General features: G+C 61.0%; 22 protein-coding genes. 9 read left to right on the top strand and 13 right to left on the bottom strand.

All coding sequences use genetic code 11. From position 1 onward, the window contains the following. Positions 1–54: 54 nt before the first annotated feature. Both ACR0NJ_RS01655 and ACR0NJ_RS01650 read left to right on the top strand, forming a co-directional pair. On the top strand, positions 55–996 hold the full coding sequence (locus tag ACR0NJ_RS01655; protein ID WP_480815387.1) for a nucleoside hydrolase: 942 nt from the start codon (positions 55–57) through the stop codon (positions 994–996). Continuing rightward, positions 993–1,442, top strand: a complete 450-nt coding sequence (locus ACR0NJ_RS01650; protein ID WP_480815386.1) for a GNAT family N-acetyltransferase — start codon at positions 993–995, stop codon at positions 1,440–1,442. The genes ACR0NJ_RS01655 and ACR0NJ_RS01650 overlap by 4 nt, the downstream gene beginning before the upstream one ends. Before the next feature lie 27 nt (positions 1,443–1,469). On the opposite strand, the gene ACR0NJ_RS01645 is transcribed toward ACR0NJ_RS01650, so the two are convergent. The 5 genes from ACR0NJ_RS01645 to ACR0NJ_RS01625 form a co-directional block, all read right to left on the bottom strand. Then, the gene (locus ACR0NJ_RS01645) at positions 1,470–1,640 is read right to left on the bottom strand and encodes a hypothetical protein (RefSeq protein WP_480815385.1); all 171 of its coding nucleotides are present in this window, start codon (positions 1,638–1,640) and stop codon (positions 1,470–1,472) included. Between the two features lie 326 nt (positions 1,641–1,966). Beyond that, the gene (gene eno / locus ACR0NJ_RS01640; RefSeq protein ID WP_480815384.1) at positions 1,967–3,244 is read right to left on the bottom strand and encodes a phosphopyruvate hydratase; all 1,278 of its coding nucleotides are present in this window, start codon (positions 3,242–3,244) and stop codon (positions 1,967–1,969) included. Positions 3,245–3,379: 135 nt separating this feature from the next. Next, the gene (locus tag ACR0NJ_RS01635; protein WP_480815383.1) at positions 3,380–4,258 is read right to left on the bottom strand and encodes a DMT family transporter; all 879 of its coding nucleotides are present in this window, start codon (positions 4,256–4,258) and stop codon (positions 3,380–3,382) included. Between the two features lie 137 nt (positions 4,259–4,395). Next, a complete protein-coding gene (locus tag ACR0NJ_RS01630; protein ID WP_480815382.1) occupies positions 4,396–4,809 on the bottom strand; it encodes a Fur family transcriptional regulator in 414 nt (137 codons plus the stop codon). Positions 4,810–4,895: 86 nt separating this feature from the next. Further along, the gene (locus ACR0NJ_RS01625) at positions 4,896–5,600 is read right to left on the bottom strand and encodes an endonuclease/exonuclease/phosphatase family protein (protein WP_480815381.1); all 705 of its coding nucleotides are present in this window, start codon (positions 5,598–5,600) and stop codon (positions 4,896–4,898) included. Between the two features lie 179 nt (positions 5,601–5,779). Between ACR0NJ_RS01625 and ACR0NJ_RS01620 the strand changes: the two genes are divergently transcribed. Then, positions 5,780–6,706, top strand: coding sequence for an adenylate/guanylate cyclase domain-containing protein (locus ACR0NJ_RS01620; protein WP_480815380.1), 927 nt, complete (start codon positions 5,780–5,782; stop codon positions 6,704–6,706). Here the strand turns inward: ACR0NJ_RS01620 and ACR0NJ_RS01615 are convergent. Continuing rightward, positions 6,682–8,100: a protein adenylyltransferase SelO gene (locus ACR0NJ_RS01615; RefSeq protein WP_480815379.1), complete on the bottom strand. Its 1,419-nt coding sequence runs from the start codon at positions 8,098–8,100 to the stop codon at positions 6,682–6,684. The genes ACR0NJ_RS01620 and ACR0NJ_RS01615 overlap by 25 nt on opposite strands. Positions 8,101–8,184: 84 nt before the next feature. Between ACR0NJ_RS01615 and ACR0NJ_RS01610 the strand changes: the two genes are divergently transcribed. After that, complete coding sequence (locus ACR0NJ_RS01610) at positions 8,185–8,604, top strand: cupin domain-containing protein (RefSeq protein WP_480815378.1); 420 nt, start codon at positions 8,185–8,187, stop codon at positions 8,602–8,604. A 3-nt stretch (positions 8,605–8,607) separates the two neighbouring features. After that, complete coding sequence (locus ACR0NJ_RS01605; protein WP_480815377.1) at positions 8,608–9,498, top strand: fatty acid desaturase; 891 nt, start codon at positions 8,608–8,610, stop codon at positions 9,496–9,498. An 8-nt stretch (positions 9,499–9,506) separates the two neighbouring features. Here the strand turns inward: ACR0NJ_RS01605 and ACR0NJ_RS01600 are convergent, their stop codons facing one another. The 3 genes from ACR0NJ_RS01600 to ACR0NJ_RS01590 form a co-directional block, all read right to left on the bottom strand. Beyond that, positions 9,507–9,971 (bottom strand): hypothetical protein, encoded by a 465-nt coding sequence (locus tag ACR0NJ_RS01600; protein ID WP_480815376.1) that lies wholly within the window; start codon positions 9,969–9,971, stop codon positions 9,507–9,509. Between the two features lie 10 nt (positions 9,972–9,981). Beyond that, positions 9,982–10,269, bottom strand: coding sequence for a hypothetical protein (locus ACR0NJ_RS01595; protein WP_480815375.1), 288 nt, complete (start codon positions 10,267–10,269; stop codon positions 9,982–9,984). A gap of 102 nt (positions 10,270–10,371) precedes the next feature. Beyond that, the gene (locus ACR0NJ_RS01590) at positions 10,372–11,445 is read right to left on the bottom strand and encodes an anhydro-N-acetylmuramic acid kinase (RefSeq protein ID WP_480815547.1); all 1,074 of its coding nucleotides are present in this window, start codon (positions 11,443–11,445) and stop codon (positions 10,372–10,374) included. A gap of 289 nt (positions 11,446–11,734) precedes the next feature. Between ACR0NJ_RS01590 and ACR0NJ_RS01585 the strand changes: the two genes are divergently transcribed. Further along, a complete protein-coding gene (locus tag ACR0NJ_RS01585; protein ID WP_480815374.1) occupies positions 11,735–13,006 on the top strand; it encodes an MFS transporter in 1,272 nt (423 codons plus the stop codon). A 91-nt stretch (positions 13,007–13,097) separates the two neighbouring features. Next, on the top strand, positions 13,098–14,342 hold the full coding sequence (gene tyrS / locus ACR0NJ_RS01580) for a tyrosine--tRNA ligase (protein ID WP_480815373.1): 1,245 nt from the start codon (positions 13,098–13,100) through the stop codon (positions 14,340–14,342). A gap of 78 nt (positions 14,343–14,420) precedes the next feature. Here tyrS and ACR0NJ_RS01575 read toward each other — a convergent pair whose 3' ends face one another. Beyond that, positions 14,421–15,188: a hypothetical protein gene (locus tag ACR0NJ_RS01575; protein ID WP_480815372.1), complete on the bottom strand. Its 768-nt coding sequence runs from the start codon at positions 15,186–15,188 to the stop codon at positions 14,421–14,423. Positions 15,189–15,392: 204 nt separating this feature from the next. On the opposite strand from ACR0NJ_RS01575, the gene ACR0NJ_RS01570 reads away from it, so the two are divergent. Continuing rightward, positions 15,393–16,148 (top strand): 3-hydroxyacyl-CoA dehydrogenase, encoded by a 756-nt coding sequence (locus tag ACR0NJ_RS01570; RefSeq protein WP_480815371.1) that lies wholly within the window; start codon positions 15,393–15,395, stop codon positions 16,146–16,148. Positions 16,149–16,157: 9 nt separating this feature from the next. Further along, positions 16,158–16,703, top strand: coding sequence for a sugar O-acetyltransferase (locus ACR0NJ_RS01565; RefSeq protein ID WP_480815370.1), 546 nt, complete (start codon positions 16,158–16,160; stop codon positions 16,701–16,703). Positions 16,704–16,713: 10 nt separating this feature from the next. Here the strand turns inward: ACR0NJ_RS01565 and ACR0NJ_RS01560 are convergent, their stop codons facing one another. The 3 genes from ACR0NJ_RS01560 to ACR0NJ_RS01550 all read right to left on the bottom strand — a co-directional run bounded on the left by ACR0NJ_RS01560 (position 16,714) and on the right by ACR0NJ_RS01550 (position 19,905). Beyond that, complete coding sequence (locus ACR0NJ_RS01560; RefSeq protein ID WP_480815369.1) at positions 16,714–18,522, bottom strand: ABC-F family ATP-binding cassette domain-containing protein; 1,809 nt, start codon at positions 18,520–18,522, stop codon at positions 16,714–16,716. A 68-nt stretch (positions 18,523–18,590) separates the two neighbouring features. After that, positions 18,591–19,331 (bottom strand): GNAT family N-acetyltransferase, encoded by a 741-nt coding sequence (locus tag ACR0NJ_RS01555; RefSeq protein WP_480815368.1) that lies wholly within the window; start codon positions 19,329–19,331, stop codon positions 18,591–18,593. Positions 19,332–19,431: 100 nt separating this feature from the next. Then, positions 19,432–19,905: an outer membrane protein assembly factor BamE gene (locus ACR0NJ_RS01550; protein WP_480815367.1), complete on the bottom strand. Its 474-nt coding sequence runs from the start codon at positions 19,903–19,905 to the stop codon at positions 19,432–19,434. Positions 19,906–19,949 lie beyond the last annotated feature (44 nt).

The raw sequence follows: 19,949 nt of genomic DNA, 5'->3' as shown, positions 1-19,949 counted from the left end.
AAGCGGGGCGGCACTTGCGAGTGTCCGGCCTCTACGCCCTCCGGGAGACAGGCTATGGCACCGCGCAAGATCATCATCGACACCGATCCCGGACAGGATGACGCCGTCGCCATTCTGCTGGCGCTGGCTAGCCCGGAAGAGATCGAGGTGCTGGGCATCACCGCCGTCGCTGGTAATGTACCGCTGGAATTGACCGCCAAGAACGCGCGCATTGTGTGTGAACTGGCCGGTCACACCGACATTCCCGTCTATGCAGGGTGCGACCGTCCGCTGAAACGCCCATTGGTTACGGCGGAGCATGTGCATGGGAAGACGGGGCTGGACGGGCCGGTTCTGCCCGACCCTCAGATGCCGTTGGCCGATGGGCACGGTGTGGATTTCATAATCGACACCCTGCGCACGCAGGAGCCGGGGACCGTGTCGCTCTGCCCCTTAGGGCCGCTGACCAATATCGCCACCGCCTTTCAGAAAGCGCCCGATATCGTTGATCGCGTTCAGGAAATCGTGCTGATGGGTGGCGCGTATTTCGAGGTTGGGAACATCACCCCGGCGGCTGAGTTCAACATCTATGTCGACCCGGAAGCCGCTGATATCGTGTTTAAATCCGGCGCTCATATCGTGGTCATGCCTTTGGATGTCACCCATGATGCGCTGGTCACCCCACATCGCAACGACGCGTTCCGGGCGCTGGAGTCCAAAGTTGGCCATGCCGTCGCCGAGATGACCGATTTCTTCGAACGGTTCGACAAAGAGAAATACGGCTCGGAAGGCGCGCCGCTGCACGACCCCTGCGTGACCGCGTATCTGATCCGCCCCGAACTGTTCTCGGGCCGCCACATCAATGTTGAGATTGAAACCCAGTCAGAATTGACGTTGGGCATGACAGTGGCGGACTGGTGGCGGGTCACGGACCGCGCGCCAAATGCCATGTTCATGGGCGACGTAGACGCTCAGGGCTTCTTCGACTTGCTAACAGAAAGACTGGCCCGACTATGAGCGCTGCACTCCGCCTCGCCCGCCCCGAAGATCTGGACCGCCTGATGGCGCTTGTGTCGGCCTTTCACGCTGAACAGGGCATCGAACAAGACGCAGACCAGCGCCGCGATGCGTTGTTGCCACTGCTCGAGGGCATCCCCCACGGCTGCGTCTATCTGATCGGTCCGGGGCGTGCGCCACTTGGTTACATCATCCTGACCTTCGGCTGGTCGGTCGAATTCGGGGGGATGGACGGCTTCGTAGACGAAATCTACATCCGCCCCGCCGTTCGCGGCCGCGGGATCGCGACCGAGGTTTTGCTGGATCTTCCCAAAGCGCTGGCCGAGGCCGGTCTGACTGCTCTGCATCTGGAAGTGGACCGTAAGAACGAGTCAGCGCAAAAGCTGTACCTGCGTACCGGTTTCAAACCCCGCGACCGGTATATACTGATGAGCCGGAAGCTCTGACAGGATCACTGGCAGGACAAAGTCGGATCAGCGCGATTCCCCGCGGAAGATCATCGACTGATTGTAGCTCATCTCATGAACCGGATCGTCCGCCGACACCTTCTGTCCGGTGATCGGGTATGTGCCGGGCGCTGAGCAGGCCGCCAGAAAAACAGTGCTGATAACTGATGCAACAAGAATGAATTTCGAACCAGTCATGATGTTCCCCTTTTCTGTAATAGCGTCAGGATAGGGAACAGTGCGCCTTGGCTAATAGGTAAAAGTTCACACAAAAGTTATATAAAATCTTATGCGCTGAGGCTTATTGATGATTTTCGACTGAAAAACAAAGGGTAACGGAAACAATAATTTTCACGTCTTCTACTCCGGACCCGCGTTTCCGAAGCTGAAATTTCACGCTGAAAGAGACGGGCGCGCTGCGCCCTCCCGCAAGACGGGAGTATAATTCTAAGCTTTCTCAACGAATACGCCGGGCCGCGTAGCAGCGGTCCGGCGCTCTGAATTGTGTAGTGATCCGCCGACGCTCAGCGTTTCAGGATCGACGCCCCGGCGTATTCGGCGACCTCGCCCAGCGACTCTTCGATGCGGATCAGTTGGTTGTATTTAGCCAACCGGTCCGACCGCGCCAACGAGCCGGTTTTGATCTGACCGCAGTTCGTCGCCACCGCCAGATCGGCAATCGTGGCGTCCTCGGTCTCGCCCGAGCGGTGGGACATCACGTTGGTGTACCGCGCACGGTGGGCCATATCGACGGCGCGCAGGGTCTCGGTCAGCGAGCCGATCTGGTTCACCTTGACCAGCATAGAGTTGGCACAACCGCGGTCGATCCCCTCAGCCAGACGTTCGGGGTTGGTCACGAACAGGTCGTCCCCCACCAGTTGAACTTCGTTACCGATGGCGTCGGTCAGGGCTTTCCAGCCGTCCCAGTCATCCTCGGACATGCCGTCTTCGATCGAGATGATCGGGTAATCGTTGACCAATGCGGCCAGATAGGCAGCGTTTTCTTCCGAGGTCAGGGTAATACCCTCACCCGCCAGAACGTATTTGCCGTCCTTGAAATATTCGGTCGCGGCGCAATCCAGCGCCAGATGGATTTCCTCACCCGGCTTGTAACCTGCCTTTTGGATGGACTTCAGGATGAAATCCAGCGCCTCACGCGTGCTGGCAATGTTCGGGGCAAAGCCGCCCTCGTCACCCACACCGGTGGCCAGACCCGCCGCAGACAGCTCTTTCTTCAGCGTGTGGAACACCTCGGACCCCATGCGCACCGCCTCGCGGATATTGCTGGCCGAGGTCGGCATGATCATGAATTCCTGAATGTCGATCGGGTTGTCGGCGTGCTCGCCACCATTGATGATGTTCATCATCGGCACCGGCAAAACCCGCGCCGAGGTGCCGCCGACATAGCGATACAAAGGCTGCGTGGTGAAATCCGCCGCCGCCTTAGCGGTCGCCAGCGAGACACCCAGAATGGCGTTTGCACCCAGACGGCCCTTGTTCTCGGTCCCGTCCAACTCGATCATCGCCTGATCAATCGCCACCTGCTCGGTCGCGTCAAAGCCTACCAGTTCCTCGGCAATCTCCCCGTTCACGGCGGCCACGGCTTCCAGAACGCCCTTGCCCATGTACCGCGCTTTGTCGCCGTCGCGCTTTTCCACCGCCTCATAGGCCCCGGTCGACGCGCCCGAGGGCACGGCCGCGCGGCCCATAGTGCCGTCTTCCAGAATCACGTCAACCTCGACCGTCGGGTTGCCCCGGCTGTCCAGAATTTCGCGTGCGTGGATGTCGATGATCGTGCTCATGAGGCCGTCCCTATGGCTGCATTCGGTTGCACGCGTCATAGCAGCAACCGGTGAAAAGTAAACCGGTCATGTTATCGCTAACACACATATTTGCAACCTTTAGGGCTAACACGCGCCTGTTTGCGCCAACAGCGATCAGGCGGTGGCCATCTGCCGCGCCAGACGGCGTTCGCGGACAAAGGTGTAAAGACCCGACCCGATGATCAGCGTCGCCCCGGCCAGCGTCATCGTGTCGGGCCGTTCGTTGAACATCAACACGCCCGCAATCATCGAAAACACCAGCCGCGTATAGCGGAAGGGCATCATGGCCGAGGCCTCACCCACCCGCATCGCCGCAACGATGCCGTAATAGCCCAACATGCTGAAGATCACCGCCGCCAGATAAGGCCCGACCTGCGCCGATTGAATCGGAGCATAAGATTGCCCTGTCGAAACCATCAACACGGCCCCCGCCAGGATTGCGGCAACATAGGCTTGCATTGCTACGACCGAAGATGCCACGCGCGCATCAATTTTGCGGGTGATCAGGTCGCGCGCGGCGATCAGGAACACGGTCGCGACAACCAAGAGTGTTTCGGGCTGGAATCCGTCGAGGCCCGGACGAATGATCATCAACACTCCGATAAAGCCGACACCAATCGCGCTCCACCGCCGCCAGCCTACTTTTTCGCCCAGAAATAACGCAGCACCCATTGTCACAGCCAGCGGCAGCGCCTGAAACACAGCGGCAACCGTGGACAGATCGATCAAAGACAACGCGGTCACAAACAGCACCGCGCCCACGCCCTCGGACGTAGCGCGCGCAAGCGGCAGCAAGGCCCACGCAGCGGGATCGAAGATCCGCTTGCGCGTGGTCAGCGACATCAGCGCAAAGGCCAAACCGCAGAAAACGCCCAACGCAATCAGAATCTGCCCGGTCGGCACAGTTGCCGACAGGTGCTTGATAAACATATCCTCGATTGCAAAAGCTGCCATCGATCCGACAAGCAGCAGAATGCCGTTTACGTTGTTCATGTATTTGTCCGCAGGAACCGGCGGCCTCATTTGCCGTCCGTCAAAACAGCTAAGCCGCATGCATATTTAGGAAGCAAGCGTAATCACATCGCCACTGATGAATTATCTTGCTGAGACCAATCGCGTTTTGTGATGGATCAGTCCCGTTTGAGCGGCACCCCGTACAGCTCTAACCGGTGGCCTTTCAACTGATACCCCAGCTTTTCCGCGATCTTTTCCTGTAGCGCTTCGATCTCGGGGTCGACAAATTCGATCACTTTGCCGGACTGCATGTCGATCAGATGGTCATGGTGGTCCCGCTCGGCATCTTCGTAGCGCGCGCGCCCGTCGCCGAACTCCAGACGTTCAAGAATTCCGGCCTCTTCGAAAAGTTTCACCGTGCGATACACAGTGGCAATCGAAATCCCGGAATCTATGGCCGAGGCGCGCCCGTACAGTTCTTCGACATCCGGATGGTCCTCGCTCTGTTCCAGAACCTGCGCGATGGTCCGCCGCTGGCCAGTCATGCGCAGCCCTTTGGCTTCGCAGCGCGCGATGATCGAATCCTTCATGATGCCCCTCAGGAACTACTCGGGTTTCTGTCTTAGTATGTCTGCGCGCCCAGCGCCACAGGGATTCGTTTGAAACGGCAAGGGTTTCAGGCGCTGCGCCGCAAATCTGCCCAGACCGGCAGATGGTCCGAGGCGATATGGGCCGGGCGGTCTTCGTGCACGCCATGCGCCAAGGCTTCGACGCCCTGTCCCAACGCGATCCGGTCCAGCGCGCCCAATGGCTGCGCCGCCGGAAAGCTGGGTTTCGGCGGCAAAAACCGCATCTCGGGCGCGAGGTTGTCCAGTACCGGTTGGCGCGACCATTCGTTGAAATCACCCGCCCAGACCGTCGGCATCCTGTCCAGCGCTGAATCGCATCGCCGAAGATGCGAGATTTGCTGACGCCGCGACGCCGGTATCAGTCCCAGATGCAATCCCATCACCCGCAGCGGCCCGATCTGTGTGTCGAACTCGACCCGCACCGCACCGCGCGGCTCTAACCCCGGCAATTCGTGATGTGCTGTCTGCCGAACCGAGATACCCTGACCCCGCCAGATCACAGCGTTGCCATGCCACCCCAGGCTGCCCGCACCGCCCAGATCCACAATCTGCCACCCGGCCTCATCCAGCATGAAATGCGGCAGCGCCGCGGGGCGGGGCGGCAGGCGTTTGTCGGCCTCTTGCAGAACCACGATGTCGGCCTGCATCTTGTCCAGAACCTGCAGGATGCGCTGTGGCTGACGGCGGAAATCCAACCCGACGCATTTCTGAATATTGTAGCTGGCAAGGCGCAGGGTACGGGAACTGGTCATCGGCATCCGGTTTAACAATCAAATGCAAGGGTGCCAAACTCAACGCCCGGCGCAACCTGATTTTGCTATACCTCGCGATTTCGTCACACAGGCGCGGGGAACTTCATCCAACGCCCACAGAAACGACATAAAACCGTGTACAGATCATCCTGCACCGCTAAACTGCGCCAAAAAAGGGAATGCAGGTTTTGGACGCCAACTCCAGGTTCGCCACCATGGTCATCGCCGATATTTCGGGAAGCACACCGCTGTATCAGGCTGTGGGCGATGATGAGGCGCAGCGGCTGCTTCAGCTTGAAATCGACCGGCTGCGGACTGTGATGCTGGAATTTGGCGGCATACCGGTGGGCCAGAAGGGCGACGATGTCCTCAGCTATTTTGACGACCCGAATGCGGCGGTTTATGCGACCCTGCAGATGATTGAACGCCCGGCCGAAGCGCCGGTCTCCGTCCATGTCGGCGTGCATAGCGGGCCAATCGTCGTGGCCGAGCGGGGTATCTATGGCGAGGCCGTCAACGTCACCGCCCGCCTGTCCACCGCCGCCAACCCGCGCGAGGCTTGTATCAGCGACGACGTCGCCTCGATGCTGTCGCCAGAGCTTCGGCAGCTTCTCAAGCCGCTTGGCGGGCTCACCCTGAAAGGGCTGAGCGAGCCGGTTACGGCATATTCGCTGGTCAACTCCGTGCTGGACCCGTCAACACAAACCCGTTTGCCGCTGGATTTCGGTCGGACCGAAAGCAACCTGCAGGGTGGGGATACCCTGACTTTGATTCTCAGCTACAAGGACCGAGCCTGGCGCTGCCGAAACGATGGTGAGTTCAAACTGGGCCGGTCGTCCGACTGCGACGTCGTGCTGCCGCAGCCATGGGTTTCACGGCTGCATGCAGTTCTGAGCATGAAAAGCGGCAAGCTGTTTCTGACGGATCGCAGCACATCGGGCACCTATGTAAAATCGGAAGGCGGCCAGGAAATCCAGCTGAAACGCGAAACGATCATGCTGACCAGCAGCGGTCTGATTTCGCCCACCCTGCCCATCGAACAGTCCGAAGCCTGTTTGCGATTTGACCTTATCGGTCGCCCTCAGGTTCCGCAGAACGTGGCCTGAACCACCTCGTTTACCGTAGGAGGCCGTGCCAAGTCGGTCTGGTCCGGTTGATCCTCGTAAGGTTTGGCAAGCACGGTATTCAGCCGGTGAAACGGTGCATAGTCTCCGGCGACTGCGGCCTCGATCATCTGTTCGATCCGGTGATTGCGCGGGATGTAGGCCGGGTTGGCGGAGGCCATGACCTGTTGCGGATCGTCCTCGCGCTGAAGCCGCGCCTGCCAGCCCTCGGACCAGCTATCAAACGCATCGGGATCGGTGAACTGGTCCCGCGTGTTATCGCTGCCCAAAGCCCTGAACGTATTGGTGAAATCGGCCTGGTTCTGCGCCATGCGAGTCAGCAGGTCCGAGATCATCTCAAGGTCGCCATCTTCGGCCGTCGCAAGACCGATTTTCGCGCGGAAACGGGCAAGCCAGTTCTGCTGCAGCAGGTCCGGCATGGCGTGGACGATCTCGGTGGCTTCCTCGACCGCGGCGTCTTTATCCTCGACTTGCTGGATCAGCGCCGTCGCCAGTTGGGCGAGGTTCCAAACGGCGATATCCGGCTGGTTGGAATAGGCATAGCGCCCCATCCGGTCGATTGAGCTGTAGACCGTATTGGGGTGATAGCTGTCCATAAACGCGCATGGCCCGTAGTCAATGGTCTCACCGGCAATCGAGCAATTGTCGGTGTTCATCACCCCGTGAATGAAGCCGACGCTCATCCACCCGGCAATCAGCCGCGCCTGCGCATCCCGCACCGCGCGCAGCAGGCCCATCGGTCCTTCGGCCTCTGGGTAGTGGCGCCCAATGGCATAGTCAGTCAGGCGTCGCAGGCTATCCAACTGACCGCGCGCGGCAAAGACCTGAAACGTGCCCACCCGCAGGTGGCTTTGCGCCACGCGGGTAAGAACCGCACCTGGCATCGGGCCTTCACGCAGGACGACCTCGCCCGTTTCAACGGCGGCGAGCGCACGCGTGGTTGGGATGCCCAGCGCATGCATGGCCTCGGACACCACGTATTCCCTGAGGACAGGCCCCAGCCACGCCCGTCCGTCTCCCTGTCGCGAGAACGGCGTGGGGCCGGAACCCTTAAGCTGAATGTCGCGGCGGATACCGTCGGTTCCCACGGTCTCGCCCAACAAAACCGCCCGCCCGTCGCCAAGCTGCGGGTTGTAGTGCCCGAACTGATGCCCGGAATAGAGCTGCGCCAGCGGCTCGGCCCCTCTGGGCAGGGTGTTCCCCGAGAAGGCCTCGGCCATCTCCTGCACGTCACCAGGAGAGACCCGCAAAAGCCGCGCGAGGCCCTCGTTGAACGCGATCATCTGCGGCGCGCGCACCGGAACAGGGGCTTGCCGTGCGAAAAATCCGTCCGGCAGGCGGGCATAGGAGTTGTCAAAGGGGATCGTCAGGGTCATGTCGCAAACATATGCACCCTGCGCATGATTGCCATAGCAGATCGTGCGCGCGCGTGCATAATCGCCCTAACTCACGAGGACACCATGACCGCTGACCAGATCATCGACCACCTGAACCTGCAGCAACACCCCGAGGGCGGCTGGTTCAAAGAGACCTGGCGCGCCGACAATCCGGGGCGCGCGACCGGGACCTGTATCTATTTCCTGCTAAAGGCTGGGGAAAGCAGCCACTGGCACCGGGTCGATGCGACCGAGATTTGGCTTTTTCATGCAGGCGCACCGCTGGTCCTGTCGCTGAGCGAAACAGATGAAGGGCCTGCAAGCGATCACCTGCTGACGCCTGACTTGTCGCAGGGCGCGCCGCAAGTGATCGTGCCCGAAGGCCATTGGCAGGCAGCGCGTAGTACCGGCGAGTATACTCTGGTCAGTTGCACCGTTTCTCCGGGGTTCGAGTTCGAGGGCTTCGAACTGGCCGCGCCAGGTTTTGACATCCCGAAAGGCTGAGGAATGGACCACCGCGCCCTGATCGCCACAATACCGCCCGAGGCGAAGGACCATCTGCAGAGACGGTCCGACTGGGCGGGCTTGAAGCATCTTGCGCTGTATTTTGGGATGCTCACCGTGACCAGCGCCGGGATCGCCGCGCAAATCCCGCTCTGGCCGCTGCTGATCCTGCCGCAGGGCATTCTGTTGGTCTTCCTGTTCACGCTGAGCCACGAATGCACCCATAAAACGCCGTTCAGAACCGAGTGGCTGAATGACGCGGTCGGGCATCTGGTCTCGGTGCCGATCGCCCTGCCCTTTACATGGTTCCGTTATTTCCATCTGGCGCATCACAAATGGACCAATCATCCGCAGAAAGACCCCGAGCTGGACGGCAAGCCCCGCCCCGACAATTGGCGCAGCCTGATCATTTACCTCAGCGGGTGGCCCTATTGGTCCGGCATGGTGCGCACCCTTCTGCGCAATGCCGCAGGAAAGATCGACGCGCCTTACCTTCCAGCCCGCCAACATCGCGCCATCCGAACCGAGGCGCGGGTTCTTCTGGCGCTATACACCCTTACTACGCTCAGCCTGTTCTATACCTCGGCCCTGTTCTGGCTCTGGCTGCTGCCGGTGCTGATCGGCCAGCCTTTTTTGCGCCTCTATTTGCTGGCGGAACATGGGCTCTGCCCACCCGTGGCCAACATGCTGGAGAACTCACGCACGACATTCACCAACCGGATCGTCCGGTTCGTGGCATGGAATATGCCCTATCATGCGGAACATCACGCCTTCCCGAACGTGCCGTTCCACCATCTACCCGCCTTCCACGACTGGACGCGGGCGCATCTGAAATCCACCTCGGACGGGTATACCGAATTTGCGGCTGACTACACGCGCGCTTTGAACAACTGAGCCCCGCGTTATTCCTTACGCTCTTTGGCGCGAAGGATTGCGGAGATCAGCGGAACCAACAAGGCGGGCAAAGACCCCAGAGGGTTCGCGCCGATGCTTTTCACTGCCTGAACGACCTCACGCGCTTCAACCGCCATTTCTTCCAACTCGTCCTCGATATCGGCGATGGCCATGTCGCGGACCTCGACTGCCGGGGCGATTTCGTCCTCGACATTCGTGCGCTTGGCAAACAGCACAAGCAGAACGGCCAGCAGCAGGTTGGCGAGGGACAAAACGGCTGCTGACGCCCCCGAGGACATCCATGTTTTCAGCGTAAAAAACAGCGCGACATCCAACAGAACCAGGCCAGCCAAGGCCGAGATCCCGGCCAACACCATCAAAATGGTCTGCTGCTGCATGACGGCGAAACGGCGGCGCGCGATCAGGCGTTCGGTGCGGTAGATCGTTGTCAGATTTTTGCTGAGTCTGTTCATGTCCCGTATCCTAACTACGCACCCGGCCAACGACATACCCAAGGGTGAAGGCGACCAACAAAGCGGTGATCGGGTACTGCTTCTGCAGCCTGCCGAATTCTTCGACCACATCCTCGCCCAGCGCCTCGGCCTTTTTCAGGTCTATGCCGTGCTCTTCCAGCATCTTTCGAATCTCGTCCGCCGTTTTCAAAGGCGGTGAGGCCTCGGGCTCCGCGCGTTCCTCGGCCTTTGCTTCCAACGTAGCATTGCGCGCCCGAAGCGCGTTCAGTTCAGCTTCCAGTTCCGCCTTGGTCGCCATACCCACCTACCTTCAATATGCCCGGATCAGACCATGCCGTAACCCTTGCACATCATTGCGGTTTTTTGAACTGCTGTTCTGCGGCGGCCCCGGCAGACCGGTTCAGACAGCGCGATCCATTGACACCGAACTGACAACCCCGCCGCCCACCAACGCCCGCACGCCGGTCGTTCCGGGGCACGAGGTCGGCAACCCCCGCGCCACGCGCACGGCGAGATAGGCAAAGGCCTGTGCTTCCAACATGTCGCCGTCCAGACCAACTGTCTCGACCGGCTCGACCGGACAGTCCAGCGCGACCCGCAGCATCTCCATCAGCACCGGGTTATGACGCCCGCCGCCTGTCACCAGCAGCCGCGCGGGCGGCTTGGGGCAATGCTCCATCCCCTGCACCACCCCGGCGGCACACATGCCGGTCAGCGTGGCGACCGCATCGGAATCGCTGAGTTCCTGCACCAGCCCGATCATCTCGGCAAAGTCGTTGCGGTCCAGCGATTTCGGCGGCATGCGGGTGAAGAACGGCTCGGCCAGGAATAGCTCCAGCGCGCCGGTCTCGACGCTCCCGCCGCGCGCCACCGCACCGTCGCGATCCATCGGCAGGCCCAGCCGCGCCTGCATAAAGTCATCGACCGGCGCATTGGCCGGGCCGGTGTCAAAGGCCAGCAGAGCCCCCGGCATCTCGGGCCCGTCAAAGGATGGGTCCACATAGGTCAGGTTCCCAACCCCGCCGAGGTTCAGAAAGCACAGAGGGTCCTGTGCCCCAATCCACTTGGCACAGGCAAAATGGAAGAACGGCGCAAGCGGCGCGCCCTCACCGCCCATTTTCACATCGTCGCTGCGAAAGTCCCAGACCACCGGCAGGCCCAGCGCCTGCGCGAGACCAAAGCCATCACCCACCTGCAGCGTGCCCCGCCCGCGCGGTTCATGCGCAAGGGTCTGGCCGTGAAAACCGATCAGGTCGACATCTTCGAATTCCGAAAGCGCCTCGGCATGGGCCAGCGTCACAAGCTCCGCCGCCGCTTCGACCTGAGGCCCGCTCCATTGCCCAAGGGCGGCGCGTAGCTGAGTACGCTCGGCCTCGGAATACGCCCGATAGCCGCTTTCGCCGAACCCCAATATCCGGTGCCCGTCCGTTTCCACCACGGCGGCATCCACCCCGTCCAGCGAGGTGCCGGACATCGCGCCCAGCGCCCGGATCGCCTTGTTTGTCTTGATGGCCAGGCCCACGCCCTTCTCCCGTTTGGTGATGTGGATTTTCGCAGGGGCTTTACACCCTTGGGTTGCGATCTGACCAAACTGCAACCTATCCGCAGCCCATGGCAAGAGCCTTGCGCTGCATCCTTCAGCTTTTTTCGCCGCCTGCGCCCCGGGATCAACACCAAGGCCCCAATCCCATTGCAGAAAACCGATTTCTGCGCCAGCATTGAGGGCGGGCAAGACACAAATACCGATCGTGTGATGAGCAAGAATGGGACAGCCTGAGACGTCAAAACCAACGCGCACGGTTGAAAGCCGGAACTACCAGTTGATCTTCTGGTCGGGGGCGCTGTCTACCATCGGGACGCAACTGGTCAACCCGCGCCTGGTGCTGCCGTTCCTGTATCTCGCCCTGGGCGCGCCCACGTTCATCGCGGGGCTGCTGCTGCCCTGCGTCACCGGCGCGCGGCTGATTGCTGAAATTTTTGTCTCACCCTTCATCAATCGCGTCACCCGGGCGAAACTGGCCGTCTATGTGCCCAATATCCTGACCGGAGTGATCCTGTCCATCGTCGCGCTGTTTGCGACCAACCTGCCGCAGCTGATGGTCGTTTTGCTGTTCCTTGCGACGGCGGCGATCATGGGGCTGTGTCAGGGGCTGGCCAGCCTTGGCACCAGCCAGATCTATGGCGTGTCTGTACCGGATGCCAAGCGCAATCGGATGGTGTTTGCGCAGGCCACGATCTCGGGCGCTTTAGCGATTGTCGTTGTCTGGGTAACCAAGGACCTTCTGGTCTCGGACCAGCCCATGCAGCGCCATATCGTTGTCATGTGGTGCGGCGTTGTCGCCATGTTTGCCGCCGGCATCAGCTTTGCCGGTGTGCGCATCTTCGAGGAGGACCAGCCGCCCAGACCTACCCCCGCCAAGAAGCCCAAACCAATGGCCGAACTGGCGACCGGCTTCAAAACCGGCATGGGCTATCCCTGGTATCGCAAGTTCCTGGTCACCCGGCTGCTGTTTGTGTCGGTCGAACTGGCCATGCCTTTCTACACCATCCACGCCGCCACCTATCACGTGGGCACCAAACACTCTCTGAGTTACTTCGTGATCGGGGCCAGCGCCGGTGTCGTGATCGGCTCGATCATCTGGGGCTGGCTCAGCGGCCGGATCTCGGTGAAGCCGGTGATGTGGCTGGGATGCCTGATCTCGGCGCTGTCGGCGGTCTTGGCGTTGGGGTTCACTTTCATGGGCTATGCGCAGAACGTCTGGCTGTACGCGGCGGTGATCCTTTTGTTGTCGCTCGGCGGCAACGGCGTGATCTATGGCCGCTACCTGTACATCATCGAAATGACCAAAGAGACCGAGCGCCCCTATCTCGTCGCCCTCGGAGATGTCACCGCCGGGCTGGTCGGCATCGCCTTTGCGGCAGCCCTTGGGGCGGTGGCGCATCTGCATGATCCGATCACGCCGATCTTCGCGCTGGCGGCGTTGAACCTGATTGCGATGGTGTTTGCCTTCCGCCTGCCGCCGACCAAAAGCTGACCTCTGCACGTTAAAACGGGCAAATGCACCTTTTACTTGGCATTGCACGGCCCTATACGTTGCCGCGCAACATCAACCCAAAGGGCACGATATGACCTACCACCCCAAATCGGATTTCATCGCCACGATGATCGAGCGCGGCTTTCTCGCCGACTGCACCGATTATCAGGGCCTTGACGACGCGCTGATCAGCGGGGTGCAGACGGCCTATATCGGTTACGACGCCACGGCGCAGTCGCTGCACGTGGGTCACCTGATGAACATCATGGTGCTGCGCTGGCTGCAGAAAACCGGCCACAAACCGATCACCCTGATGGGCGGCGGCACGACCAAGGTGGGCGACCCCTCGTTCCGCTCGGACGAGCGCCCCCTGCTGGGCCCCGAACAGATCGGCGCCAATATCGCGGGCATGAAGCAGGTGTTCGCCAAATACCTGTCCTACGATGACAGCGACATCGGCGCGCTGATGCTGAACAATGCCGAATGGCTCGACAGCCTGAACTACCTCGATTTCCTGCGCGATATCGGGCGGCATTTCTCGGTCAACCGGATGCTGTCCTTCGAGTCAGTGAAATCCCGGCTGGACCGCGAGCAATCGCTCAGCTTCCTCGAATTCAACTACATGATCCTGCAGGCCTATGATTTCCTGGAACTGAACCGCCGCTATAGCTGCGTTCTGCAGATGGGCGGCTCGGATCAGTGGGGCAATATCGTCAACGGCATCGACCTGACCCGCCGCGTGCTGGATCAGGAAATCTATGGCCTGACCACGCCACTGCTGACCACCAGCGATGGCCGCAAGATGGGCAAATCCCAAGGCGGAGCCGTCTGGCTGAACGGCGATATGCTGAGTGCCTATGAGTTCTGGCAGTTCTGGCGCAACACCACCGATGCGGACGTAGGCCGGTTCCTGAAAATCTTCACCGAGCTTCCCGTCGACGAGTGCGACCGTCTGGCCGCGCTGCAAGGGTCCGAGATCAACGAGGCCAAAATTCGCCTCGCCAATGAAGTTACCACCCTGCTGCACGGGACCGAGGCCGCAGCCACGGCTGAGGCCACCGCCCGCGAGGTGTTCGAAAAAGGCGGCGTGGGCGAGGACCTCCCGACCTTGACGCTGAATGCCGAAGACCTGCCCGCCTCGATTGTGCAGATCATCGTCAAATCCGGCCTCGCCAAATCCGGCAAAGAGGCCAAACGCCTGATCGCCGAGAACGGAGCCAAGCTGGACGACGCCCCCCTGACCGATGCAGGGCTGATGATCGACGCGGGCGCTCTGTCCTCGCCCATCAAGCTGAGCGCTGGCAAGAAGCGGCACGCGCTGGTGCAGTTGGGCTAAGCGGTTCGACTACCAACACAGCAACGCCCACCCCTTGGGTGGCCGTTGTGGTTTCAGAAGGATGCGGGTCAAACCGGCTTAGCGCTTGCCGCCGCCCTTACCGGGCTTGCCGCCACCGCCTTCATCATCATTGGCGTTGTTGCCGCGTCCGGGGCTGCTGCCTTCCGAGCCGTTCCCGTGCCCGTTATTCCCTTTGCCGCCGCCTTTACCCTTGCCGGGGCCGTCGCCGCCTTTACCGCCACCTTTCCCTTTGCCGGGTCCGTCGCCGCCCTTGCCGCCGCCTTTGCCGGGTTTGCCATCGCCTGGCTTGCCACCGCCATCACCCGGCTCATCACCGCCACCATCACCGGGGCCGTCGTTGCCACCTCCGTCACCGGGACCATCATTGCCACCACCGTCGCCGGGGCCATCGTTGCCACCACCGCCTCCGGGACCATCGTTACCACCGCCGTCGCCGGGATTGTCATTGCCGCCACCGCCAGCATCCGCAACTTGACCGGCCCCCGGTGTGTTGCGATCAGAACTCCGATCCTCACCCAGAGTGCTGGCCGCGTTCGAAATGCTTGCCGTCGGCAGGTCAGTCAACAACGCGGCCAGTCCGGGGCATTGCGCTCCGGTCACGGTCAGGGTTGTTTCGAAATCAGACCGGCTCTGAAGCCGCTCCAAGAAGCTTGGCGTGACCTGCGCGCAGTCGCACAGGGCCGCATAGTCGCCAGCATTGGCATAATCCCGCGCGGTTTTCCAGTTGCAGGTCTCAGGTGCCGCAGACGCGCTGCCCACCATCAGAGTTCCCATGAATGGCACAGCAGTAAGCGCGCCCAATTTCTGCTTCGTACTCTTCGACATTTCAGCACCTCGTGACCAAAAGACGCCCGATGTGATCGGGCAGTTCAGCACCGAAATGGCGATGTCGCGTGAAGCCCCGCTAAAGTGTTTCTGAGGATATATTTAGAATCCACCGACCCAACGGCTGGCACCATCAAACCTATGGACATAGAGCGTTCAAATCAGTTATTGAACAATCGTTCATATACCTGCAAGGAGCCCGCCATGCACCTATCCGACACCGCCGCCATCATCACCGGAGGGGCGTCCGGTCTGGGTGAGGCCACGGCGCGCTACTTCGCAGCCCAGGGCGCGCAGGTCACATTGCTTGACCGGGATGCGACGCGCGGCACGCAAGTCGCCGCAGAAATCAACGGGCATTTTGCGCAAACCGATGTGACGCATGAGCCGTCGGTGGCCGAGGCCATCGCTCACGCGATGGGCAAAATGGGCAAGATCACCGCCGCCGTGAACTGCGCAGGCATCGCCATTGGTGCTAAGACAGTGGGCAAGGACGGGCCACACCCGCTGGACGCGTTCCAGCGCACTATCGACATCAACCTGGTCGGCAGCTTCAACGTCTCGCGCTTGGCCGCCGCCGAGATGGCAAAGAACGAGCCCGACGCGGACGGCGCGCGTGGTGTCATCATCAACACCGCTTCGATCGCGGCCTTTGACGGGCAAAAGGGTCAGGCGGCTTATGCGGCGTCAAAAGGTGGCGTCGTGGGTATGACACTGCCGATGGCGCGCGATCTGGCCTCGACCGGCATCCGAGTGATGGGCATCGCGCCGGGCATCTTCATGACGCCAATGCTGGCCGGTCTGCCCGAGGAAGTACAGCAACAACTCGCCGCCGACGTCCCCAACCCGCCGCGTCTGGGCGACCCCAGCGAGTACGGGCGGCTGGCCGGGTTCATCGTCGAGATGGGCTATCTCAACGGAGAGGTCATCCGCATCGACGGCGCGTTACGGATGCGCTAGACCTGCCGCATGACCGAGCGGGAGAAGATGGAAGCGGGCGCGTGGTATTGCTGCCTCGACCCCGAACTTGAGGCGATGCGCGCAACGGCGCGCCGCGCTGTGCGTGCCCATAACACCTGCGATCCCGAAGAGCGGGGCGCGATGGCCCCCGCCCTGCGTTCCTTGTTTGCACATGTGGGAACGGACTGCTTTCTTGAGGCCCCGTTTCACTGCGCCTATGGCGTGAACATCCATCTGGGCAACCGGGTCTATTTCAACGCCGGTTGCGTCATTCTGGATACGGCGCGGGTCCAGATCGGCGACGACACCATGTTTGGCCCTAACGCCCAAATCTATTGCGCGCAACATGCCAAAGACCCTGCCGAGCGCGCCCGTGGGCTGGAAATCGGCCTGCCCGTCACCATCGGTCGCAATGTCTGGGTTGGCGGCAGTGCTATCCTGATGCCCGGCATCACAATCGGCGACAACGCCATTATCGGCGCAGGCAGCGTGGTGACGCGGGATGTCAGCCCCGGCGCGACGGTCGTCGGCAATCCGGCCCGTCCTGTTGACTAGCCAAGGCGGCCTAGACCCCCTCGGCCTTCTCTTCCAACATCAGCCATTCCTCCTCGGCCGCTGACAGCTTTGCCTGTCGCTCGACCAGAGCTTCCGTCGCTTTCTGGAACTTGACCGGCTCTCGCTTGAACAGCTCGGGGTCTGACATAAGTTCCTCAAGCTTGCCGATTTCGGCCTCAAGGCGCGCAATTTCCGCAGGCAGCTTCTCAAGCCGGTGCTTTTCCGAGAAAGAAAGCCCCACCTTCGGCTTCGCCTCTTGCGTTACCTTCGGCTTTGAAGCCTTTGTTTTCTCTTCTTTCTTCTCGAAAACATCACCGCGTTGCGCAATATAGTCTGTCCATCCTCCGGCATAGACCGTCGCCCGGCCATTGCCCTCCATCGCGATGGTCGTTGTCGCCACCCGGTCCAGAAAATCCCGGTCGTGGCTGACTAGCAGAACGGTGCCGTCATAATCGTCCAGCAGTTCCTGCAACAAATCCAGCGTCTCGACATCCAGATCGTTCGTCGGTTCGTCCAACACCAGCAGGTTTGAAGGCTTGGCCATCAGCTTCGCCAACAGCAACCGCGCTTTTTCCCCACCGGACAACGACTTAACCGCCGCTCTTGCCTGCCGTTCGTCAAACAGAAACTCCTTGAGGTAACCCACAACATGCTTCGGCTGCCCGCCCACCATGACCTGATCGGCCTTGCCGGAAACCCGCATCTCAGGGTCACCGGTCAGGCTGTCCCACAGGGTCATCTCGAGATCGAGCTGCGCACGGGTCTGATCAAAAACGGCAATCTCAAGGTTGGTGCCCAGCGTGACCGTGCCCGCATCCGGGGCCTCTTGCCCCAGCAACATCTTCAGCAGCGTCGTCTTGCCTACGCCGTTCGGCCCGACAAAGGCCACCCGATCGCCGCGCTGCACCAACAGGTTGAAATTGCGCACGATCTGCTGATCGCCAAACGCTTTCGAAACACCTTTGGCCTCGATCACCTTGCGGCCCGACTTTGGGCCGGATTCCAGCGACATGGCCGCCGATCCCTGCCGCTTGATCTGCGCCGCTTTCTCGGCCCGCAAAGCCTGTAACGCGCGCACCCGGCCCTGATTGCGCTTGCGACGGGCGCTGATGCCTTCGACGGCCCATTTGGCCTCAGACTTGATCAGCCGGTTCAACTTGTGCCGCTGCTGGTCTTCTTCTTCCCAAACCTTATCGCGCCAGGCCTCGAACGCTTCAAACCCCTGCTCCTGCCGCCGCACAACACCCCGATCAATCCACAGCGTCGCGCGGGTCAAAGCACGCAGAAACGCCCGATCATGCGAGATCAGAACAAACGCCGCCCGCGTCGCGCCCAACTCGCGCTCCAACCAGGCGATGGCCTCAATGTCCAAATGGTTTGTCGGCTCATCCAACAGCATCAGATCCGGCGCTTCCGCCATCAACTTGGCCAGCGCCGCCCGCCGCCGCTCCCCGCCCGAGGCGGTCTCAACCGCGCGTGACGGATCAAACTTCAACCCCTCGCCCGCACGCTCAACCTTGTACAGCTCACCAGGTTCCAACCCGCTCGAGGCGTAGTCCCCCAAGGTCGCGAAACCCTCCATACCGGGGTCCTGCTCCATATATCCAACGGATTTCCCCGGCGGAATCACGATGTCGCCCCGATCCGCCTCGACCAGACCAGCCATAACCTTCATCAATGTCGATTTGCCCGACCCATTGCGCCCGACCAGCGCCACTCGGTCACCCGGTTGAACCACCAGATCAAGCTCGGAAAACACCGGATCACCCCCGAAGGTCAGGGAAATGCCGGACATCTGCAACAAAGGAATTCTCGCCATGCCCGCCAGCTAAACCCGCAAGGCAGGCGCGTCAACGCCCACACCTTCTTCTCGTCAAAAATACGGAATTACCCGGCCACCGCCCGTAGCAAACGCTTCCGTGCCGGGGGTATCGCTCCAATCTCAAGCCCGGTGAACACATGCAGCGTGTTCATGTGCCGATCCACCACCGCGTGATCACTGACCCAGCCGCCCATCATCAGATAGGTGCGCAGAAGCGGAGGCATCCTCAGCATCGCCTTCTTTGCGTCCGGCCTGCGCCGCAGACGGGCCGCGAACCGGAACACATCCGGTGCCTTGACCCGCGGCAACCAGCGCTTGGGCCCCAGATGCCGGTGCTTGAGCATGGCGAACGCGTCCAGATACTGCCCGGTCTCGGTTCCCGCGAAAGAAGAACAGCCAAACAGCATCTCGACCTCGTTCTGATCCACATAGGCCGTCATCGCGCCCCACGCGACACGCAGAATATCAGGGTCAGTCCAGTCCGGATGGATGCAGAACCGGCCCATCTCCACCATCCGTCCGCTGAAACCCTTGAGGGACGACAGATCATAAAACTGTGCGGAATAGCTGCGCCCGATCTCAGCCCCATGTTCCATCACCAGCATACGAAAGCAGCAGACCATTTGCCCGGCTGACCGCATATCCTCGACCAGCACATGGGCGCACGCAGCGTCAAGACCGTCCTGATCGACCTGACGGGTGCCAAAGGCCAGCGTCCGCAGGCGTTGGGCCGCCGCGACATCCGCGGTCGACTGGGCCAGACGGGCGCGATAGCGCCCTTTGCTCAACAAAACTGCCGTTGTCATGGTCGCATCCTCCACGGTTGCTGACCTGTTGTCGTCCTTGTTGTTTGGGTAACACATGACATGTGACCGCCATGTGACCTAAGCAAGGGACCGGCCTGTTTTAGTTGGCACCCGGAATATTGGCTGGGTTGAAGTTACCGATGTTACCCAGCAACTGCCGCAGGAAGCCTTTGTCCTGAACACTCGACTCGGTCACGCGGCGTTCCAGCGGAATGACAAGGCCATCCTCAAGGCCGAAACGTTCGATATTACGGACAACGCCGCGCTGGTCGAAACTGATAGCCACCAGCTCGCGCGAGACAACCTCGGGCCGTTTGGGGCCGTAGTGGCGAACCCGCGAGCGGACATAATAGTATCCGGAATCTTTGACTACGCCAGACGCACCGGGCGCGCCGATGGCCTCGGCCACGCTATCGCGGGTGTCTTTGCCAACCTGAATTTCGGCCAGCTGGTCCGCAGGTGGCACATATCCGTGATTCTGGAAGACAGGCGAGCAAGCCCCGGCAATACCCAGGCCCACAACAATGACCAGCGATTTCGCAGCCGGTTTAAACCTGTTTACAACCTTCAACATACGCACCCTCTTGCCTTGGCCTGTCACGGCTTCTATCCGATTAC

This window comes from Ruegeria sp. F11, assembly GCF_056533855.1.
This window is presented reverse-complemented; position numbering and strand designations above follow the sequence as displayed.

Excerpts from the sequence above, each read along its gene's own strand:
- ACR0NJ_RS01655 (WP_480815387.1), top strand. The coding sequence starts at position 55 with ATGGCACCGCGCAAGATCATCATCGACACCGATCCCGGACAGGATGAC.
- ACR0NJ_RS01650 (WP_480815386.1), top strand. The coding sequence starts at position 993 with ATGAGCGCTGCACTCCGCCTCGCCCGCCCCGAAGATCTGGACCGCCTG.
- ACR0NJ_RS01645 (WP_480815385.1), bottom strand. The coding sequence starts at position 1,640 with ATGACTGGTTCGAAATTCATTCTTGTTGCATCAGTTATCAGCACTGTT.
- eno (WP_480815384.1), bottom strand. The coding sequence starts at position 3,244 with ATGAGCACGATCATCGACATCCACGCACGCGAAATTCTGGACAGCCGG.
- ACR0NJ_RS01635 (WP_480815383.1), bottom strand. The coding sequence starts at position 4,258 with ATGAACAACGTAAACGGCATTCTGCTGCTTGTCGGATCGATGGCAGCT.
- ACR0NJ_RS01630 (WP_480815382.1), bottom strand. The coding sequence starts at position 4,809 with ATGAAGGATTCGATCATCGCGCGCTGCGAAGCCAAAGGGCTGCGCATG.
- ACR0NJ_RS01625 (WP_480815381.1), bottom strand. The coding sequence starts at position 5,600 with ATGACCAGTTCCCGTACCCTGCGCCTTGCCAGCTACAATATTCAGAAA.
- ACR0NJ_RS01620 (WP_480815380.1), top strand. The coding sequence starts at position 5,780 with ATGCAGGTTTTGGACGCCAACTCCAGGTTCGCCACCATGGTCATCGCC.
- ACR0NJ_RS01615 (WP_480815379.1), bottom strand. The coding sequence starts at position 8,100 with ATGACCCTGACGATCCCCTTTGACAACTCCTATGCCCGCCTGCCGGAC.
- ACR0NJ_RS01610 (WP_480815378.1), top strand. The coding sequence starts at position 8,185 with ATGACCGCTGACCAGATCATCGACCACCTGAACCTGCAGCAACACCCC.
- ACR0NJ_RS01605 (WP_480815377.1), top strand. The coding sequence starts at position 8,608 with ATGGACCACCGCGCCCTGATCGCCACAATACCGCCCGAGGCGAAGGAC.
- ACR0NJ_RS01600 (WP_480815376.1), bottom strand. The coding sequence starts at position 9,971 with ATGAACAGACTCAGCAAAAATCTGACAACGATCTACCGCACCGAACGC.
- ACR0NJ_RS01595 (WP_480815375.1), bottom strand. The coding sequence starts at position 10,269 with ATGGCGACCAAGGCGGAACTGGAAGCTGAACTGAACGCGCTTCGGGCG.
- ACR0NJ_RS01590 (WP_480815547.1), bottom strand. The coding sequence starts at position 11,445 with ATGTCCGGCACCTCGCTGGACGGGGTGGATGCCGCCGTGGTGGAAACG.
- ACR0NJ_RS01585 (WP_480815374.1), top strand. The coding sequence starts at position 11,735 with ATGGGACAGCCTGAGACGTCAAAACCAACGCGCACGGTTGAAAGCCGG.
- tyrS (WP_480815373.1), top strand. The coding sequence starts at position 13,098 with ATGACCTACCACCCCAAATCGGATTTCATCGCCACGATGATCGAGCGC.
- ACR0NJ_RS01575 (WP_480815372.1), bottom strand. The coding sequence starts at position 15,188 with ATGTCGAAGAGTACGAAGCAGAAATTGGGCGCGCTTACTGCTGTGCCA.
- ACR0NJ_RS01570 (WP_480815371.1), top strand. The coding sequence starts at position 15,393 with ATGCACCTATCCGACACCGCCGCCATCATCACCGGAGGGGCGTCCGGT.
- ACR0NJ_RS01565 (WP_480815370.1), top strand. The coding sequence starts at position 16,158 with ATGACCGAGCGGGAGAAGATGGAAGCGGGCGCGTGGTATTGCTGCCTC.
- ACR0NJ_RS01560 (WP_480815369.1), bottom strand. The coding sequence starts at position 18,522 with ATGGCGAGAATTCCTTTGTTGCAGATGTCCGGCATTTCCCTGACCTTC.
- ACR0NJ_RS01555 (WP_480815368.1), bottom strand. The coding sequence starts at position 19,331 with ATGACAACGGCAGTTTTGTTGAGCAAAGGGCGCTATCGCGCCCGTCTG.
- ACR0NJ_RS01550 (WP_480815367.1), bottom strand. The coding sequence starts at position 19,905 with ATGTTGAAGGTTGTAAACAGGTTTAAACCGGCTGCGAAATCGCTGGTC.